The organism is Amnimonas aquatica, assembly GCF_002943415.1.
GTDB classification, from domain to species: domain Bacteria; phylum Pseudomonadota; class Gammaproteobacteria; order Pseudomonadales; family Moraxellaceae; genus Perlucidibaca; species Perlucidibaca aquatica_A.
In genome coordinates this window covers 1-2,738 of sequence record NZ_PTQZ01000232.1, presented here as the reverse complement: position 1 = coordinate 2,738, position 2,738 = coordinate 1, and the positions used below count along the sequence as shown (strand labels likewise).

Below are 2,738 nucleotides of genomic sequence, written 5' to 3'. Positions count from 1 at the left end.
GTGGCCGATCAGAGCCGACACGCCGAGGCCGATGCTGTGCTTGTCATCGAAGCGGATCGACAGCGACGGGTTGATGTTCACCGTCTCGATGGCGGCGCTGTCGATGAAGTAGCGGCCGAACCAGTCCTTCTTGTAGTTCAGGTTGCCGCCGCCGGGCGAGAACACGCCAATACCCACGGACACGTTGTCATTGANGCGGGTGGTGCCGGTGTCCTTGACCTTGGTGGAGGCGGCGATGAGCGCGAACGGCTGCGAGATCTGGGTGCCGCGCAGCAGGGCCATGCCGGCGGGGTTGTAGAAGATCACCGAGGCGTCGCGGGCTTCGGCCGAGTTGGCGTTCGAGGTGCCCTGGCTGCTGACGGCGATGACCGGGACTTCGGCGCCCGCGGACCAGGCCAGCGGANCTTATGCAGCATGAGCCTTTCGTGACAAGCCCGTTGTCCGATTCGGCCATATCCTGAAAGACATTTTGTCCGTCAATTGTCGGTTTCAGGCCTGATCGGTCAGGTTACGCCGGTATTGTCCCGGCGTGGTGCCGGTCCAGCGCTTGAAGGCGCGGTTGAAGTTGGCCACGTCCGAATAGCCGAGGCATTCGGCGATGCGCTCGATGCTGGCCTGCTGGTCGTCCAGCAGCTGGATCGCCTTCTGCCGGCGCAGGTCCTCGAGTATGTCGCTGAATGTGGTGCCTTCATGCGCGAGCTGGCGCTTCAGCGTGCGCTCGGACATGCACAGTTCGGAGGCCACTGCCTCGACGCTGCGGAAGCCGGTGTCCTCGTGATAGATCAGCCCGCGGACCTGGCGCACGAAACGATTGATCTGTCCGATGGCCACCAGCTCGCGCTCGCACTGGGCCACGGCGAGCTGCATGGAGGCATTGTCGGCCATGACCAGCGGCAGCTCCAGGAAGGTGGCGGCGAAGCTGATGCGGTTGGCCGGCCGGTTGAACTGGATCTGCGCCGGCAGCATGTAGCGGAACTCTTCGAAGCGCGGGTTCTCGGGAATGTCGAGCTCCGCCACGCCGAACAGCGTTTCCCCGGTCAGCACCTGTCCCATCTGGCCCAGGCCGACCATGAGCGCGGCCACCGCGCCGTCGCGCAGCGGCTGCAGCGACAGGTCGGTCTCCAGGTACAGGTGCGCGGTGTCGCCATCGCGCAGCACGCGCAGCGAAAAGCCCATCATGCGCAGGCTGATGAAGCGCTCGGCCAGCTCCAGCGCCTGCGCCAGGGTGTCGGCGGTCATGGCTGCGAAACCGATGAAGCCGTGGCTGGACAGCTTCATCTGCATGCCCAGGTAGAAGGGCAGGCCTGGTTCCTCGGTCAGCTCCAGTGCGAGCTGGTAGATGTCGTTGACGGTTTCCAGCGGGATGCGCAGGGTCGGGGATGTCAGCACCTGGCGATCGAGATCGAATCTGGAAAGCAGCTCCATGTCACTGATATTCCAGCGCTTGACAACATCGAGCAGGAGCGTGACATAGGCGGCTGGCAGGCCGGGGACCTGATCGGCGGCAGATCGTGACATTGGAAACTGGCACATGATGACTAGAAGATGTCCCAAAATAACCTGCCGTGAACGACCGGTCAAAGGCACATTCGACCGTGCCCGCTGATCACGCATTCACAGGAGGGGCAATTCATGAACGCTGCCGTCAACGCCATTTCCAACGCCGCTGCCGAGACTTCCGTCCAGTCTGTAAACCGCCAGCCGCTGGGCGCCCGCGTGGGCATTCCGCCGCGCCGTGTCGCGCTCGATCTGAAGCACTCCGACGCCGGTTACTGGTACGCCAACGACCCGTTCCTGACCTATTACTGGTCGGCCTTTTCCATCCTGCTGCCGGAAGGCGAGCAGTTCTTCGTCGAGGCCGTGCGTCACTATCGTGACCAGATCACCGATGAGAACCTGAAGGCCGGCATCGCCGGGTTCATCGGCCAGGAGGCCTTGCACACGCAGGGCCACCAGGTGCTGAACAAGTTCATCGAAGACAAGAATCTACCGGCCGCCGAGATCGAGGCCCAGCTGCGCGTGCTGCTCGACACCGCCGCCAAGATCCATCCGCGTCTGAGCCTGGCCGCCACCATCTGCCTGGAGCACTTCACCGCGCTGCTGGGTGAGCAGCTGCTGGTCGAGGAAGACCACCACAACAGTGTCAATGAGGACATCAAGCCGCTGTGGATGTGGCATGCCCTGGAAGAGACCGAGCACAAGGCCGTGGCCTGGGATGTCTACGAGCAGACCGGCGGCAGCTATGCCGTGCGCGCCGGCACCATGGTGGTCACCACCGCCGTGCTCGGTGCGGTCATGGCCTATGCCACCGCGCGCCTGCTGCACGCCGACGGCAAGCTGCTCGACGTGCGCAACAACTGGCGCGGCTTCAAGTCCCTGTTCGGCCGCCAGGGCCGCATGACCCGTCTGGCACCGAAGTTCCTGGACTTCTTCCGTCCGGGCTTCCACCCCAACGACCATGACACCAAGGCCCTGGTTGCCGAGTGGCGCGAGCGCCTGTTCGGCGTCAACGGCGAGGTCAACCACCTGCTCAAGGGCCGCGTGGTGCACTGAGCCGGTCACGCCGGCTGGTACCGGAAGGCCGCCTGCGGGCGGCCTTTTTCATGCCTGTCCGACCGGGCAGGGAGCGTGCAGGCACTGATTTGTCGTTCATGGTGGCGCGCAATGTCTGTCGGGCCTGATACGCTTTGCGGCCACGGCCGTAATGTTCCGCGCCGTTTCATCCTCATTCCGCGAGC

At 64.1% G+C, this 2,738-nt stretch carries 3 protein-coding genes; 1 reads left to right on the top strand and 2 read right to left on the bottom strand.

What is annotated here, in order from left to right:
• Both C5O18_RS08385 and C5O18_RS08380 read right to left on the bottom strand, forming a co-directional pair.
• Positions 1 to 282: OmpP1/FadL family transporter (locus C5O18_RS08385; RefSeq protein WP_206389811.1), on the bottom strand; the 282-nt coding region annotated here is incomplete at its 3' end.
• 207 nt (positions 283 to 489) lie between these two features.
• Positions 490 to 1,518, bottom strand: coding sequence for a helix-turn-helix domain-containing protein (locus C5O18_RS08380; RefSeq protein ID WP_158249309.1), 1,029 nt, complete (start codon positions 1,516 to 1,518; stop codon positions 490 to 492).
• A 114-nt stretch (positions 1,519 to 1,632) separates the two neighbouring features.
• Between C5O18_RS08380 and C5O18_RS08375 the strand changes: the two genes are divergently transcribed.
• On the top strand, positions 1,633 to 2,553 hold the full coding sequence (locus C5O18_RS08375) for a metal-dependent hydrolase (protein ID WP_105193101.1): 921 nt from the start codon (positions 1,633 to 1,635) through the stop codon (positions 2,551 to 2,553).
• Positions 2,554 to 2,738 lie beyond the last annotated feature (185 nt).

Bases quoted from the DNA above. Each gene is read 5' to 3' on its own strand.
- C5O18_RS08380 (WP_158249309.1), bottom strand. From the start codon at position 1,518: ATGTCACGATCTGCCGCCGATCAGGTCCCCGGCCTGCCAGCCGCCTAT.
- C5O18_RS08375 (WP_105193101.1), top strand. From the start codon at position 1,633: ATGAACGCTGCCGTCAACGCCATTTCCAACGCCGCTGCCGAGACTTCC.